13 protein-coding genes are annotated in these 15,572 nt (G+C 36.1%); 11 read left to right on the top strand and 2 right to left on the bottom strand.

Translation table 11 applies throughout. The annotated features are described in order from the left end of the window. Positions 1 to 345 precede the first annotated feature (345 nt). Positions 346 to 2,274, top strand: coding sequence for an FUSC family protein (locus tag HHH54_RS08505; RefSeq protein ID WP_198618411.1), 1,929 nt, complete (start codon positions 346 to 348; stop codon positions 2,272 to 2,274). Positions 2,275 to 2,362: 88 nt separating this feature from the next. Here the strand turns inward: HHH54_RS08505 and pdxR are convergent, their stop codons facing one another. Then, positions 2,363 to 3,772, bottom strand: a complete 1,410-nt coding sequence (gene pdxR / locus HHH54_RS08500) for a MocR-like pyridoxine biosynthesis transcription factor PdxR (protein ID WP_198618410.1) — start codon at positions 3,770 to 3,772, stop codon at positions 2,363 to 2,365. Between the two features lie 111 nt (positions 3,773 to 3,883). On the opposite strand from pdxR, the gene pdxS reads away from it, so the two are divergent. Then, the gene (gene pdxS, locus HHH54_RS08495) at positions 3,884 to 4,771 is read left to right on the top strand and encodes a pyridoxal 5'-phosphate synthase lyase subunit PdxS (protein ID WP_198618409.1); all 888 of its coding nucleotides are present in this window, start codon (positions 3,884 to 3,886) and stop codon (positions 4,769 to 4,771) included. A gap of 1 nt (position 4,772) precedes the next feature. Beyond that, positions 4,773 to 5,339 carry a pyridoxal 5'-phosphate synthase glutaminase subunit PdxT gene (gene pdxT, locus HHH54_RS08490; RefSeq protein WP_198618408.1) on the top strand — a complete coding sequence of 189 codons (567 nt, stop codon included), beginning with the start codon at positions 4,773 to 4,775 and terminating at the stop codon, positions 5,337 to 5,339. A 51-nt stretch (positions 5,340 to 5,390) separates the two neighbouring features. Here pdxT and HHH54_RS08485 read toward each other — a convergent pair whose 3' ends face one another. After that, positions 5,391 to 6,596, bottom strand: coding sequence for a NupC/NupG family nucleoside CNT transporter (locus HHH54_RS08485; RefSeq protein WP_198618407.1), 1,206 nt, complete (start codon positions 6,594 to 6,596; stop codon positions 5,391 to 5,393). Between the two features lie 157 nt (positions 6,597 to 6,753). On the opposite strand from HHH54_RS08485, the gene HHH54_RS08480 reads away from it, so the two are divergent. From HHH54_RS08480 to gltX, 8 genes are all read left to right on the top strand, one after another. Next, positions 6,754 to 7,215: a CtsR family transcriptional regulator gene (locus tag HHH54_RS08480; RefSeq protein WP_198618406.1), complete on the top strand. Its 462-nt coding sequence runs from the start codon at positions 6,754 to 6,756 to the stop codon at positions 7,213 to 7,215. Between the two features lie 13 nt (positions 7,216 to 7,228). After that, positions 7,229 to 7,804 carry a UvrB/UvrC motif-containing protein gene (locus HHH54_RS08475; protein ID WP_198618405.1) on the top strand — a complete coding sequence of 192 codons (576 nt, stop codon included), beginning with the start codon at positions 7,229 to 7,231 and terminating at the stop codon, positions 7,802 to 7,804. Continuing rightward, the gene (locus HHH54_RS08470; protein ID WP_198618404.1) at positions 7,797 to 8,801 is read left to right on the top strand and encodes a protein arginine kinase; all 1,005 of its coding nucleotides are present in this window, start codon (positions 7,797 to 7,799) and stop codon (positions 8,799 to 8,801) included. Before HHH54_RS08475 ends, HHH54_RS08470 begins: the two co-directional genes overlap by 8 nt. A 15-nt stretch (positions 8,802 to 8,816) precedes the next feature. Then, entirely contained in the window at positions 8,817 to 11,270 is a 2,454-nt protein-coding gene (locus HHH54_RS08465; protein ID WP_198618403.1) for an ATP-dependent Clp protease ATP-binding subunit, read from the top strand. Between the two features lie 163 nt (positions 11,271 to 11,433). After that, the gene (radA, locus tag HHH54_RS08460) at positions 11,434 to 12,804 is read left to right on the top strand and encodes a DNA repair protein RadA (RefSeq protein ID WP_198618402.1); all 1,371 of its coding nucleotides are present in this window, start codon (positions 11,434 to 11,436) and stop codon (positions 12,802 to 12,804) included. A gap of 42 nt (positions 12,805 to 12,846) precedes the next feature. Beyond that, on the top strand, positions 12,847 to 13,536 hold the full coding sequence (gene ispD, locus HHH54_RS08455; RefSeq protein ID WP_198618401.1) for a 2-C-methyl-D-erythritol 4-phosphate cytidylyltransferase: 690 nt from the start codon (positions 12,847 to 12,849) through the stop codon (positions 13,534 to 13,536). After that, complete coding sequence (ispF, locus tag HHH54_RS08450; RefSeq protein WP_198618400.1) at positions 13,536 to 14,021, top strand: 2-C-methyl-D-erythritol 2,4-cyclodiphosphate synthase; 486 nt, start codon at positions 13,536 to 13,538, stop codon at positions 14,019 to 14,021. The genes ispD and ispF overlap by 1 nt, the downstream gene beginning before the upstream one ends. An 86-nt stretch (positions 14,022 to 14,107) precedes the next feature. Beyond that, positions 14,108 to 15,562 (top strand): glutamate--tRNA ligase, encoded by a 1,455-nt coding sequence (gltX, locus tag HHH54_RS08445; RefSeq protein WP_198618399.1) that lies wholly within the window; start codon positions 14,108 to 14,110, stop codon positions 15,560 to 15,562. The last annotated feature ends 10 nt before the right edge of the window (positions 15,563 to 15,572 follow it).

The raw sequence follows: 15,572 nt of genomic DNA, 5'->3' as shown, positions 1-15,572 counted from the left end.
ATAAATATCTCTCCTTAATTTGTTTGTGGGTTACTTACAATTATAGAGATATTTGTGCCGTTTTTATATTAAAAAGTAAAAAATAACGGCTAGTGAATATTTCACCAACCGTTAAAAGTATAGAGCCTTTATTTTTATTATTTTCAAATATCACATCTAGCTTATAGCTTTGTGTGGTTTTAAAACTTTGTTTTAGTTATATATTTTGTTTTTCACACAGCATTCCATTCGAGAACTTTAGAGAAAAATATATCATTTGTCTTTGAACCTGTTTTAATTTGATATAAAATGAATTTGGCATGCTTTTACAAATAGGCTAATTTTTAAATTATTGGGTGATACATCGTGAAGAATTATATTAGAAATTTAACTTACGTCGATACTTCTAAAATTAATATAAATAGAGGTATGCGCTTAGGTATTTTGATGTTTATTCCTTTATTATATGGATTAATCTTTCATGATTTTCCTAATGCGCTTTTAGCAACTATTGGAACGTTTGCACATATTTATGTATTTAATGGTACATTTACTTCTCGTATGCGTTCGGTCACTTTTGCGACGCTTGGGCTAATGCTTGCGATGATGCTCGGTACACTTACGATGACTTCTCCATTATTATTTGGTATTTTTTTATTAATATTTGCAGTTGTACCATATTATGTTTTCAATACACTAAATATTCCTGGTCCATCTTCTACTTTTTTTATCATTGCATTTAGTTTATCTAGTGTAATGCCAGAGGATCCTGAAGCTTTTTTATCCAGAGGTCTTATCGTTGGTCTAGGTGGTTTGCTTGGTATATTACTTGTCTATACTGAGTCTAAAATTAAAGGGAAGAAACCTGAGAACGATGCGGTACGTGAAGATTTTGTACATATTCAGAAATTGGTTCAACATTTTAATAATCAATCAGAATTTAATGATTTAACGAAAACTACAGTTAAAGTTTTGACTAACTCCTCAGAAATTTTAAATACGACTGGTTCATCACTTCAAAAAAAATCGAGTGATTATCAACGTCTTACATTACTGCATCATATTGCAGAAGGGATTTATTCCGAGTTGTTAGAACTAAATGCGAAAGGTCATCGTCCATTACCTCAAGATATTATAGATATGATGGATTATATGGCTTCACGTATTATTTATCCGAAACAAGAGCATCCAAAGTGGCGTAAACAAGTTGATGTTCCTTCACGTTATCAAGAGCTTGTAGCACTTATCTTTAAATTAGAAGAAATTTTAGAAGCGCCTATTGAGCAAGTGAGTAAAAAGATAAATCTTCGCTCTCCGCGTTATCGTGAACGTCTATTGTATCACTTGACACCATTATCTATAAACTTTATTTCATCATTGAGATACTCTGTGATTGTAGGTGTTGCAATTTTAATTGCGTTATTATTTGATTTCGAACGGGCTTATTGGATCCCTTTAAGTGCGCATACCGTATTAATTGGTGGCACAACGGTTGCGAGTATTGAGCGTGGTGGTGCACGTTGGATCGGAACGCTTGTTGGTGTAGGTATCGCAACGCTTATTTTAAGTTTTCATCCTAATATTATTATTATCGTGCTCGTGATGTGTTTGAGTGGTGCGCTTACTGAAATAGTAATTGGTGCAAACTATGCCTTAGCAATGATTGCTATTACAACACAAGTCATTTTATTAAGCGGTTTGGCTCAAGGTAATTTAACAGTAGGTATTGCAGTTCCAAGATTACTTGATACGACAGTTGGTATTTTAATAGCGATTATCGGAGTATTACTAATTGGACGAAGATTGGCCTCTAAAAACCTTCCAGAAATTATGGGGGATGTTGCAAGAATTGAGGCTCAAATTTTCCACTTTGTGTTTTCGGAAAATGCATATGATCGACAAGCTTTTCGCACACGCGATCGTTTACGTTTGAAATTAAGTATTGAAAATATGTACGCGATGTATCGACATGCATATGGAGAGTTAAGTTCTAACCAAAAGCGGACACAATATTTTTATCCTGCAATGTTTTTATTGGAACAAATTAATTTTCAATTGACCCAATTATTGTACGATTCAAGATGTTATTATTTAGATGATGACACAATGGGTAAATATTTACTCGCTTTTGAAAATGTGGCAAAACATTTTGATCGTGGTAAACATCATCAAGTAGTCATTGATTTGCCTCTTCTACCATATTATGCACAAATTCGACGTTCATTAATGCAACTTCAAGATATTGAGTTATATGATTATCAAAATAAACGTAATCCAAACTTGTTCGCACATTAGAGTATAAAATATAACAATTAAAACGGAGTCACTTGTGAAAGTTTTTTAAATACAAGTGACTCCATTTTGATTCTATGATTGTTCATTTTTAATTGGTGTTTAAACTTTGAATTAATTGATTAATATGTTCCTCTAACTCTTCTATAGGTATGCCTCCAAAGCCTAAAACAAATGTTGGTTTATCGTAAGTATACTTAAATAAATATTGAGATATTGGACGAATTTGGATGTCATAATATCGAAATCGCTCTAAACATTCTGATTCTGTTAAACCATTAACGATTTGAATAACAAAATGCATACCAGTAGCCTCTCCTGAAATTTGAAAGATGTGTGGATAACGTTTCAAATGATTTAATAAAACATCTCTTTTTTTACGATATATTTTCCTCATTCGATTAAGATGGCGCTCAAATTGGTAACTTTCCATAAAACGACTAACTATAAATTGTGTATGACGCGGTACAGTGCCCCCTTCAATATTTGTTTTTTGTCGGTAACGTGTCATAAGTCTTTCAGGTAGCACCGCGTATGCGATACGAATGGTAGGTGATATTGATTTTGAAAAGGTACTAATATAAATAACGCTCCCTGTCTGATCTAAACTTTGTAGTGCGGGAATAGGTTTACCTTCATATCGAAACTCTGAATCATAATCATCTTCAATGATAAATCGGTCTTGATGAGTACTAGCCCATTTTAATAATTGAATTCTTTTTTTGAGTCGCATCGTTACGCCTGTGGGGAATTGATGACTTGGTGTAATATAAACAACTTCATGACGCCATTGATTAATATTTTGCGTATCAATACCATCGTGTGTGATTGGTAAAAAATCATGATTGATGTGCTTACGTTTTAAAACCTGACGGACCTGTCGATAAATAGGGTCTTCAAGTATAAATGAGCAGGTTTCAGGTAAGATATCCGTAATGATTGATAATAGTTGATCTGTTGAGGAGGCGATAATGACTTGATCGGGTGTAGACTGGACACCTCGGCTATGGAAAAGGTACTGACTGATTTGAGCACGTAAATGATAATCTCCTTGTATATGACCGGATTCAATGAGATCGTATTGTAAGTCTTCAAATGCCTCTTTGGCATATTTACGAAATTGCTCGAATGGAAAATGTGCCTTATCTACCGCACCAAGTTGAAAGGTATATTTCGGAAGTTCTACATGTTTATGATGGACTTCTGAAGAGATGTGATTTTGACTTTGGTGTGAGACAACAACAGGTAATGATTCGATATCACTAACGTAGTACCCTGACTTAGGTTTGCTAATAATAAACCCCTCATCAATTAACAGCCCATAAGCATTTTCTATTGTTGTTTGACTTAATGATAAATGATGACTGAGTTGACGTTTTGAAGGTAATTTTTCACCTTCACGTATTGTGTTATTAATAATATTTTCTTTGATTTTTTCGTAGAGTTGTATATAAATCGGTTGGTCTTTAGATTTATCTATATTAAACATTAACATTTCCATTGTTTTATCCCTCTTAACTGACCTCTATAAATTATTTATTTCTGGCACTTTTAGAGGTTCAGTTTATAGTATATTCTACATTTGTATAGAATAAAAGGGGGCAATTAAAACATGTCAAAACAAGTTGGTTCAGATCGTGTTAAAAGAGGAATGGCTGAAATGCAAAAAGGCGGCGTCATTATGGACGTTGTGAATGCTGAACAAGCTAAAATTGCTGAAGAAGCAGGTGCTGTTGCGGTTATGGCACTAGAACGTGTACCATCAGATATCCGAGCAGCGGGTGGCGTTGCACGTGCAGCGAATCCTAGAATTGTTGAAGAAGTTATGAATGCAGTTTCTATTCCAGTAATGGCGAAATGTCGTATTGGTCATATTACAGAAGCTAGAGTTTTAGAAGCTATGGGTGTAGACTATATCGATGAGTCTGAAGTATTAACACCAGCTGATGAAGTTTTCCATTTAAAGAAAAGTGACTACACAGTTCCATTCGTATGTGGTTGCCGTAATTTAGGAGAAGCAGCACGTCGTATCGGTGAAGGCGCTGCAATGCTTCGTACAAAAGGTGAGCCAGGTACAGGTAATATTGTAGAAGCTGTACGTCATATGCGCCAAGTGAATCAAGAAGTTAATCGCATTACTGTAATGAGTGATGATGAGTTAATGACTGAAGCTAAAAACTTAGGTGCACCATACGATATTTTAAAAGATATTAAATCACAAGGACGCTTACCTGTTGTAAACTTTGCGGCAGGCGGTGTAGCCACACCTCAAGATGCTGCATTAATGATGGAACTTGGTGCAGATGGTGTCTTTGTTGGATCAGGTATCTTCAAATCAGAAGATCCAGAAACTTTCGCAAAAGCGATTGTTCAAGCGACAACACATTACCAAGATTACGAATTAATTGGTAAACTTGCTAAAGAATTAGGTACAGCAATGAAAGGTTTAGATATTAATCAACTTTCATTAGAAGAACGTATGCAAGAGCGTGGTTGGTAAGATGAAAATTGGTGTACTTGCGTTACAAGGTGCCGTACGTGAACATATTCGACAAATCGAAAAAAGTGGTCACGAAGGCGTTTATATTAAAAAAGTAGAACAACTTAAAGATATTGACGGATTGATTATTCCAGGTGGAGAATCTACTACACTACGACGTCTTATGGATTTATATGGCTTTAAAGAAGCGTTACAACAATCTGAATTACCGATGTTTGGCACGTGCGCAGGATTGATTGTGCTTGCAAAAGACATTGTAGGTGAAGAGGGATATCTTAAAAAACTAGATATTGATGTTGAACGCAATTCATTTGGTAGACAAGTCGATAGTTTCGAAGCAGATTTAAATATAAAAGGCATTGAACAACCTGTTGAAGGGGTCTTTATTAGAGCACCGCATATTCAATCTGTTGATGAAGGCGTTGAAGTACTGGGCGAAATTGATGATAAAATCATTGCAGTACGTCAAGGAAAATATTTAGGCGTATCATTTCACCCTGAGCTGACAGACGATGAGAGTATTATTAATTACTTTATTAATGAAATTGTTTCAAATACAAAAGCATAAAAAACAGGACAACAATCGCATATGGTTGTTGTCCTATTTTAGTTATTTAGTTTAAATGAAGAATCCTGCGATAGTTGCTGAGATAAATGAAACAAGTGTTGCACCGAAAAGTAATTTCAGGCCGAAACGAGCAACCATGTCTCCTTTTTCGTCATTTAATGACTTAATGGCACCAGAAATGATACCGATAGAGCTAAAGTTTGCAAATGATACTAAGAAGACTGATACAATGCCCATTGCACGATCAGATAGCCCTTTAACATTACCAAGTTCTGTCATAGCAACAAATTCGTTAGATAGTAATTTTGTAGCCATAATTGAACCTGCGTCTACCGCGTCGCTCCATGGAATCCCTGTTAAGAATGCAAGTGGTGCAAAGATAAAACCAATTAATGTTTGGAAGTCCCACTTGATAGCGCCACCAGATACTAAGCTAAAGAATCCGCCTACAAGGCCGTTTAATAACGCAATTAAAGCGATATAACCTACGAGCATAGCACCTACAATAACAGCGACTTTGAAACCATCAAGGATATACTCACCAAGCATCTCGAAGAAAGATTGTTGTTTCTTGTCTTCAGAGATTAGCAGTTTGTCATCTTTTTCATCTACTTTGTACGGATTGATAATAGACGCGATGATAAAACCACCAAATAAGTTAAGTACAACAGCTGTTACAACATATTGCGGATCGACAAGTGTGAAGTATGCACCAATAATAGATGCTGAAACCGTTGACATTGCAGAAGCTGTTAATGTGTACAAACGATGCTTTGGAATGTACGGTAATTGTTTTTTTAATGAGATAAATACTTCAGACTGTCCTAATATTGCAGAAGCAACGGCGTTATAGGATTCTAAACGACCCATACCGTTGATTTTAGAAATTAAAAATCCTAGTACATTAATGATAACCGGTAAAACTTTAATGTATTGTAAAATCCCAATCAAAGCTGAAATAAATATAATCGGTAATAGTACAGATAAGAAGAAAGACATTGCGCCTTCATTCGCTAAACCACCGAATACAAAATCAACCCCGACTGCAGCTTGTTTTAAGATGTACCCGAAACCTGCCGCAATACCACCAACAATTTTGATACCAATTGTCGTTTTAAGTAAGAAAAATGCGAAAACGAGTTGCATCACTAACAAAATCCCAATATATTGCCAGCGTACATTTTTCTTATCAGAACTTGCCAAGAGTGCAAGCCCTAGGAAAATGACAATACCTATAATCCCAATTATGATGTGCATTAAATGCCACCCCTTTTATATATATATTCACTAAACTTATAATACACCAAAAGTATTAGAAGGAACAAACTAAAATTTAAAAATATAAACATATTGGTTGAAAAAGGTCAAAGTTGGTCATATAATATAGTCAAAGATGGTCAAAAGGGGTGATACTATGCATAATATGTCTGACATCATAGAACAGTACATTAAGCAACTTTTTGAAGAAGCTCAAGACGACGTTGTAGAGATTCAACGCGCGAACATTGCCCAGCGTTTTGATTGTGTACCATCTCAGTTGAATTATGTAATTAAAACACGATTTACAAATGAACATGGCTATGAAATTGAAAGTAAACGTGGTGGTGGCGGTTATATTCGAATTACGAAAGTAGAAACAAAAGATCATGCCAATTACATTAAGCGTCTAATGGAACTGATTGGTACATCGATTTCGCAACAACAAGCATACTATATTATTGATGGTTTATATGAAAATGATTTAATCACAGAAAGAGAAGCAAAAATGATTTCTTCAGTAATAGATAGGGAAACATTAAAAATGGATGTAGCAGCGAGAGATATTATTCGTGCCAATATTCTCAAGCGCCTGTTACCTATAATTAATTACTACTAGAAGGTGATGTGCTATGTATAGCGATAAGCAAAAACTTGAATCACAAAACATCGATGAGCACGCCAAAAATTCGAGGCGAATTGAAAATCGTATAGAAGTTGAAGAGGGCTTGTTGTCTTCTAGGGATAATACAAAATCTCTTATCGTATCTCAATCTGATGAACATTGGCAAGAAGGCGAAGATGTCGAAGGTATATTTGTAATTAAGCAAATTTTACAGCATCTTGCGGCAAAACATGGATTAAATGTAGACCAAGTCATGTATCGTGAACAAAAACGATGTCCAACATGTCAGATGACGTTGCGAGATATTGCGCATGTTGGTAAGTTTGGATGTCACGATTGTTATCAAACGTTTAAAGATGACGTTTATGATATTGTACGTCGTGTACAAGGCGGTCACACAGAGCATTCTGGAAAATGTCCGAAATCGTCTCAACATAAACGAGCGTTGAAAAAGCAAATCGAAGAAAAACGAGCACGTTTAGAAACGCTTGTGTCACAACAAGAATTTGAACAAGCCGCTGTTGTCCGTGATGAGATTAAAGCCCTTGAACAACAAAGTAAGGAGTTGACCCAAGATGACTGAAGAATTGAATCGACATATGGGTCAATGGATGCAAAGTGAGACAACACAACCAGTTATTATGTCATCTAGAATCCGCCTTGCACGAAATCTCGAGAATTATGTGCATCCGCTCATGTTTCCAAATGAAGAAGAAGGCTACCGTGTGATTAATGAAGTACAAGATGCGTTGCCTGATTTAAAAGTTATTCGTTTAGATGAACTGGATCAACAGAGTAAATATAAGCTTGTTGCTAAACATTTAATTAGCCCTGAATTAACGAAACAGCCCGCATCGGCAGTATTAGTCAATGAAGATGAGTCGATTAGTGTGATGGTTAATGAAGAGGATCATGTTCGAATTCAAACAATGGGTGTAGATGACTCACTTGACACACTGTATGAACGTGCGTCACGTATTGATGATCAATTAGATCAACATACACAAGTGAGTTATGATGAAGTGCTTGGTTATCTCACAACGTGTCCAACAAATGTAGGTACAGGGATGAGAGCAAGTGTAATGTTGCATTTGCCAGGCTTATCCATTATGAAACGAATGAACCGTATTGCACAAACGATTAACCGTTTTGGATTCACAATACGGGGTATTTATGGTGAAGGGTCTCAAGTATATGGACATGTGTACCAAGTCTCAAATCAACTGACACTCGGTAAAAGCGAACAAGAAATTATTGATGCGATGAATGAACTTGTTCAACAGATTATTAATGAAGAGTTGAGCTTACGTGAACGATTGCATCAACACCAAAAGACTGAAACATTTGATCGTGTTTATCGTTCTTTAGGTATTCTGAAGTATAGTCGTTTAATATCAGTGGAAGAAGCATCGTATCGTTTAAGCGATATTAAATTAGGTATTGATTTAGGTATTTTAGATATAGATCATTTTAGGTTTAATGAATTAATGATAGTAATACAATCTCCATTTTTAATAGATGAAACAGAAACACAATCAATTGAAGAAAAAAGAGCTGAAATTTTAAGAAGCTATATATAAGTAGGAGGTAAATATATGTTATTTGGTAGACTTACAGAACGTGCACAACGTGTGTTAGCACACGCACAAGAAGAAGCAATTCGCTTAAATCACTCGAATATCGGAACAGAGCACTTATTATTAGGTCTTATGAAAGAACCTGAAGGTATTGCTGCTAAAGTACTTGAAAGTTTCGATATTACTGAAGATAAAGTGATAGAAGAAGTTGAAAAGCTAATTGGTCATGGCCAAAATCAAATTGGCGCATTACGTTATACACCACGTGCTAAAAAAGTAATTGAGTTATCTTTAGATGAAGCACGTAAATTGCAACATAACTTTGTAGGAACAGAACACATTTTACTTGGTTTAATCCGAGAAAATGAAGGTGTTGCTGCACGCGTATTTGCAAACTTAGATTTAAACATTACAAAAGCAAGAGCACAAGTTGTTAAAGCGCTAGGTAGCCCTGAATCTGTTGGTAAATCAGGACAAGCTAACAAATCAAATAACACACCAACTTTAGATGGGTTAGCGAGAGACTTAACTGTAATTGCTAAGGATGGCACATTAGATCCAGTTGTAGGACGTAATAAAGAAATCACACGTGTTATCGAAGTGTTAAGCCGTCGTACTAAGAATAATCCAGTATTAATTGGTGAACCTGGTGTGGGTAAAACTGCTATCGCAGAAGGTTTAGCACAAGCGATTGTTAAAAACGAAGTACCAGAGACATTAAAAGGTAAACGCGTAATGTCTTTAGACATGGGTACAGTCGTTGCAGGTACAAAATATCGTGGTGAATTTGAAGAACGCTTGAAAAAAGTGATGGAAGAAATTCATCAAGCTGGTAACGTTATCTTATTCATTGACGAGTTACACACATTAATCGGTGCTGGTGGTGCAGAAGGTGCAATTGATGCATCAAATATTTTAAAACCAGCGCTTGCACGTGGTGAATTACAATGTATTGGTGCAACAACTTTAGATGAATACCGTAAAAATATTGAAAAAGACGCAGCATTAGAACGTCGTTTCCAACCGGTACAAGTGGATGAACCATCAGTTGAAGATACAATTCAAATTTTAAAAGGATTACGCGATCGCTATGAAGCACATCACCGTATTAATATTTCAGATGAAGCGGTTGAAGCGGCTGCTAAATTAAGTAATCGTTATGTTCAAGATCGTTTCTTACCAGACAAAGCGATTGACTTGATTGACGAAGCAAGTTCAAAAGTGCGCTTGAAGAGTCATACAACACCAACAAATCTAAAAGAAATTGAACAACAAATCGAAAAAGTTAAAAATGAAAAAGATGCAGCGGTTCATGCACAAGAATTCGAAAATGCTGCAAACTTACGAGATAAGCAATCTAAACTTGAACAACAATACGAAGAAGCTAAAAATGAATGGAAAAATAACCAAGGCGGTAGCCATTCAACATTAAATGCAGATGATATTGCAGAAGTGATTGCTGGATGGACTGGTATTCCATTAACAAGATTGAACGAAACGGAATCAGATCGTTTACTCAACCTAGAAGAAACGCTACACAAACGTGTTATTGGTCAAAAAGATGCAGTAACATCAATTTCAAAAGCAGTACGTCGCGCACGTGCTGGCCTTAAAGATCCAAAACGTCCGATTGGTAGCTTTATCTTCCTAGGACCAACAGGTGTAGGTAAAACTGAACTTGCACGTGCACTTGCTGAATCTATGTTTGGTGAAGAAGATGCGATGATTCGTGTTGATATGAGTGAGTACATGGAGAAACATGCAGTGAGTCGTTTAGTCGGAGCGCCTCCAGGATACGTTGGACATGATGATGGTGGACAACTTACTGAAAAAGTACGTCGTAAACCATACTCTGTTATCTTATTTGATGAAATTGAAAAAGCACACCCTGATGTGTTTAACATTTTATTACAAGTATTAGATGATGGTCATTTAACAGATACGAAAGGTCGTCGTGTAGACTTCCGTAATACTGTAATCATCATGACTTCAAACGTTGGTGCACAAGAATTACAAGACCAACGCTTCGCAGGATTTGGTGGTGCAGCACAAGGTAATGACTATGAAACAATCCGTAATACAATGATGAAAGAATTGAAAAATGCATTCCGACCAGAATTCTTAAACCGTGTTGACGATATTATTGTCTTCCATAAATTAAGCAAAGATGAACTTAAAGAAATTGTTACGAAAATGGTGGGTCAATTAACAAAACGTTTATCAGAACAAAACATTCATGTTGAAGTGACTGAATCAGCTAAAGATAAAATTGCTGAAGAAGGTTACGATCCACAATACGGTGCACGTCCATTAATTCGTGCTATTCAAAAAACAGTTGAAGATAATTTAAGTGAATTAATTTTAGAAGGTAAGGAATTAGAAGGTAAAAACGTGACTGTTGATTATGATGGAGAATCATTCCAATATAATGTGTCAGACCGTGAAGAAGTAGAAACATCATCAGAAGAATAATCAATTTAGATGATTTCGGAGACTAGGAGCGCGCTTAAGGCGTTGCTCCTAGTTTTTATTTTTATGTACAATAACAATGTAATATATTGATAATCGAACATTTGTCATAAGTGGAAGACCAGTATAAAATAGATATGTTATCGCTAGAGTCGGAGGTGTCTGAGTGGCAAAGAAAAAAGTGATCTATGAATGTACAGCTTGTGGGTACCAATCTCCAAAGTGGATGGGGAAATGTCCTAATTGTGGTTCATGGAATACATTAGAAGAATCATTAATGCAAAAATCTGCGCCCCCTAAACACGGGGTTAGAGCACAAAAAACAAATGTCACAAAAGTGCAGAAGCTAAGTGATGTCCAACACGAGCAATCACCTAGAATTTTAACGAATAATCAAGAATTTAATCGCGTACTTGGTGGCGGTATTGTAGAAGGCTCATTAGTTCTCATTGGTGGTGACCCAGGAATTGGTAAATCTACGCTGTTGCTTCAAATGTGTGCAGCGCTATCACAACACGAAAAAGTATTGTACATTACAGGTGAAGAGTCGTTGAATCAAACAAAGTTACGTGCGGACCGTTTAGATGAAGATGCAAGTCAGTTAAATGTATTTGCTGAGACAGATTTAGAAGTGATTCACGATGCGGTAGAAAAAATCCAACCCAAGTTGATTGTTGTGGACTCTATTCAAACAATCTATCATCCAGAAATCAGCTCAGCTCCAGGATCGGTTTCTCAAGTGAGAGAAAGTACTCAAAGTCTTATGCAAATTGCTAAACAAATGAATATCGCAACTTTTATTGTGGGTCATGTAACGAAAGAAGGACAAATTGCAGGGCCAAGACTGCTTGAACATATGGTGGATACAGTATTATACTTTGAAGGCGATGAACATCATGCATACCGTATATTGCGTGCGGTTAAAAATCGTTTTGGCTCAACTAATGAAATGGGTATTTTTGAAATGAAACAAGCAGGCTTAAAAAGTGTACCTAACCCGTCAGAGATGTTTTTAGAGGAACGCTCTACGAATGTTCCCGGCTCAACGATTGTGGCTACAATGGAAGGTACACGACCATTACTCATTGAAGTACAAGCGTTAGTTACACCTACAACATTTAATAACCCACGCCGTATGGCAACAGGGATTGATCATAACCGATTGAGTTTGTTGATGGCAGTACTTGAGAAAAAAGAAGGTTATCTACTCCAACAACAAGATGCATACATTAAAGTTGCTGGTGGAGTGAAGTTGACTGAGCCTGCTGTAGACTTAGGTATTATTATTGCAACTGCTTCAAGTTTCAAAAATCAGCCTGTAGATGGATTAGACTGTTTTATTGGTGAAGTTGGCTTAACAGGTGAGGTTAGACGTGTGTCTCGTATTGAGCAACGTGTTCAAGAAGCGGCAAAACTAGGATTTAAACGGGTGATTATCCCTCAAACGAATATCGGAGGATGGACGTATCCAGAGCATATTGAAGTGATTGGAGTTTCTTCAGTTAATGATGCACTCAAAAAAGCTTTTCGTTCATAACAAAAATCATATTTATTTTGTTTAAAGATAAGGGGGATAAAATTGGCAAAGTATCATGTAATCATTCCAGCTGCAGGAAAAGGAACACGTATGGGACGCACCTATAACAAGTTACTGATTGAATTAAATGATAGCACAATTTTAGAGCGTACTATTGAGATTTTTGAAAATGATTCGTCATGTGAAGGCATACATTTGGCAATACATCCTAGAGATAGAGAGACATTTACAACACAACTAGAAGGCTATTCAAAAGTAAAGTCACTTGTGGATGGTGGAGCTGAACGACAAGAAAGTATACACAATGTTTTACGTGCGTTATCATTAGAAGATGATGATATCGTTATTGTGCATGATGGTGCACGTCCTTTTGTTAATCAAGAAGATGTCCATAGACTTGTAAATACAATTGAACAAAAAAATGCTGCAATTTTAGGAGTTAAAGCGAAAGATACAGTTAAAGTAGTACGTGATGGTTACGTCGATCAAACATTAAATCGACAATATGTATGGCTTGTACATACACCGCAAGGCTCAACATTTAAAACCATAAAATCAGCTTATGATTTAGCATTACAACAGGATTTTCATGGTACTGACGATGCGTCCTTACTAGAATATGCAGGACACGCTGTTGCTATGGTTGAAGGCCATTACGATAATATCAAAGTAACAACTGAAGAAGATTTAGTTTATGCTCGAGCAATGCTTAAAGAAAGAGGAGATGTGTGATGTATAGAGTAGGTATGGGGTATGATGTACACGTGTTAGACAGTGAGCGCCCACTGATTATTGGAGGCATTGAGATTCCGCATACACACGGCTTAAAAGGACATAGTGATGCAGATGTGTTACTACATGCAATTACAGATGCCATGTTAGGCGCATGCGCACTAGGCGATATTGGCAAGTTATTTCCGGACACAGATGATGCATTTAAAGATGCTGATTCGAAAGTATTATTAACAGAAGCTTATAAAGCTGTTAAAGAAGAAGGGTATGTTATAAATAATGTTGACGCAACAATTATCGCTGAACGCCCAAAATTTAGACCACATATCGATCGCATGCGACAAGTGATTGCGGACTTATTTCAAATTGATATTCAACGCGTTAATGTCAAAGCCACAACGAGTGAAAAATTAGGTTTTGTCGGTCGTGAAGAAGGTATCGCATCTCAAGCGATAGTGTCGCTAATTGCTAATCATGAAAGTTAAGCAGACTTCCTTATCAACACACATATACACAAACAAGAGCTACGTGCTATAATATAAGAATTGAAACTATAACAGGAGTGAACGAGATGAGTAATAAAGTAAGAGTGAGATATGCACCAAGTCCAACAGGTTATTTGCATATTGGAAATGCTCGTACAGCATTATTTAATTATTTATTTGCGAAACACTATGATGGTGATTTTATCATTCGTATTGAAGATACAGATACAAAACGTAATCTTGCGGATGGTGAAGCGTCTCAATTTGACAATTTAAAATGGCTTGGATTAGATTGGGATGAATCTGTAGATAAAGATAAAGGATATGGTCCGTATCGTCAGTCGGAACGTGGACATATCTATCAACCATTAATTGATCAATTGCTTGCTGAAGATAAGGCATATAAATGCTACATGACAGAAGAAGAGTTAGAAGAAGAACGTCAAGAACAAATTGCGCGTGGTGAAATGCCAAGATATGGCGGGAAACATGCTCATTTAACTGAAGCAGAGCGTGAACAATTTGAAAAAGAAGGACGTCAACCTGCAATTCGTTTCCGTGTACCTAAAAATAAAACATATCGCTTTGACGATATGGTAAAAGGTGAAGTTTCATTTGAATCTGAAAACTTTGGAGACTGGGTTATTGTTAAAAAAGATGGGATTCCAACCTATAACTTTGCAGTAGCAGTTGATGACCATTATATGGAGATTTCAGATGTTATTCGTGGTGATGACCACATTTCAAATACGCCAAAACAATTAATGATTTATGAAACATTTGGTTGGGAGCCTCCACGCTTCGGTCATATGACTTTAATCGTCAATGAACAACGTAAAAAGTTAAGTAAACGTGATGGTCAAATTTTACAATTCATTGAGCAATATCGTGATTTAGGTTACCTACCAGAAGCTTTATTTAACTTCATCGCATTATTAGGTTGGTCACCTGAAGGAGAAGAAGAAATCTTTTCAAAACAAGAGTTTATCGACATCTTTACTGAAAAACGTTTATCAAAATCACCTGCGTTTTTTGATAAGCAAAAATTAGAGTGGATTAATAACCAATATATGAAAGAAAAAGATACAGAGACTGTATTTGAAATGACATTGCCACATATGATTAAAGCTGGTTTATTACCGGAATCACCATCGGAACAAGATTTAGAGTGGGGACGTAAACTTGTGGCGTTATATCAAGAACAGATGAGTTATGCTGGCGAAATCGTGCCATTATCTGAACTATTCTTCCGTGATGAAAAAGAATTAGACGAAGCGGCTCAAGAAGTGATTAATGGAGAACAAGTGCCTGAGTTGATGAATAGTTTATATGGTAAATTAGAAGCGCTTGAACCATTTGAAGCAGCAGAAATTAAAAAAACAATTAAAGCTGTTCAAAAAGAAACAGGAATTAAAGGTAAACAACTCTTTATGCCAATTCGCGTGGCAGTAACAGGTCAAATGCATGGACCAGAGCTACCTAACACAATGGAAGTACTTGGCAAAACAAAAGTTTTAAATCGTATCCAAAAATTACTTTAAAATGAGATAA

Origin of the sequence: Staphylococcus canis (assembly GCF_016238445.1) — a bacterium.
Lineage (GTDB): Bacteria > Bacillota > Bacilli > Staphylococcales > Staphylococcaceae > Staphylococcus > Staphylococcus canis.
The sequence above is the reverse complement of the archived record's forward strand: the minus strand, read 5'-3'. Positions and strand labels throughout refer to the sequence as shown.